This window comes from Oleiphilus sp. HI0086 (assembly GCF_001635225.1).
Map to the genome: position 1 here is coordinate 1 of NZ_LWFZ01000173.1, position 953 is coordinate 953.

The 953-nt window shown below is 41.6% G+C and carries 2 protein-coding genes; both read right to left on the bottom strand.

Annotated features, from left to right (window positions below; all coding sequences use genetic code 11):
• The coding region (locus A3756_RS29155; RefSeq protein ID WP_368664563.1) for a hypothetical protein at positions 1-166 on the bottom strand (166 nt) is incomplete at its 3' end.
• Between the two features lie 133 nt (positions 167-299).
• Positions 300-698 (bottom strand): GFA family protein, encoded by a 399-nt coding sequence (locus A3756_RS02445; RefSeq protein WP_068510490.1) that lies wholly within the window; start codon positions 696-698, stop codon positions 300-302.
• Between the last annotated feature and the right edge of the window lie 255 nt (positions 699-953).

Sequence of the window (953 nt, forward strand, 5' to 3'; positions counted from 1 at the left end):
AAATACTAAACAAACGAATAGCTAGAGCAACGAGTATGGGGAAAACCAGGGTAGTTGCCGTTATCGATTCCAATAAGGGGCAGACTTGGCCGCCATATAGCATAAAAGCAATGGCTGCTAGCAAATAATGTGCGGCCACTCGTCTCTCAACTTTCACATGCCTCATAGTTTATTTCCCTGGATAAGCAGACCGAGCCACTGATGTAATTCGCGGCTATATTATTGTGACAAATTCTATCGCTAGAAGTTTAGTGGATATATAACAAAGTACTTTCCCATATATACGAAGCTCCCAACATTTAGACTTTGTGCTGCTCATAGCGTGGACGCTCGGCTTTGGCGTCAAACCACTCTGACTTGGACTCACAGAAGATCTCATATTGCGGCCCAGGGAACTCCCCTTCAGTGATAGTTCCAAGCCTTAGTCTTATTGTTTCGGGCATATCGGTTCTTTGACTATATAAAGGACTTCCGCAGTTGCTACAGAATACGCGCTTTTTATTAGGGCTCGACATGAAAGTCTTCAAATGATCAGCGCCACTCGTAATGGTGAAGTATTGACTCTCTATAGGTGCGTTAGTAACAAATGGCGTTCCTTGAGCCTTTTTACACTGATGGCAGTGGCACATCGCAACCTCTTGGATATCAGCATCATATTGATACTGCACCTCTTCGCAAAGACAAGTTCCTTTTATCATGTATCTCTCCGGCATTTTTATCCTAATGAAACAACATAACCTGTAGACCTCTGTAGCTCAAGCATTTCTATAATGAGAAGTATTCACTCTAGCTAACACAAGTACCTTCGGCCTAAATCGCTTATCAATTCCTTTAGCATAAACCGCTACTTTTGTTAGAATAGCTCCCTTATCAGGGACTATAAAAGTTAGTATGAAAAAAGCATACTAGACAAGGGAGTATTTAAGTGCAGACCAAACTACTATTTTTTATCA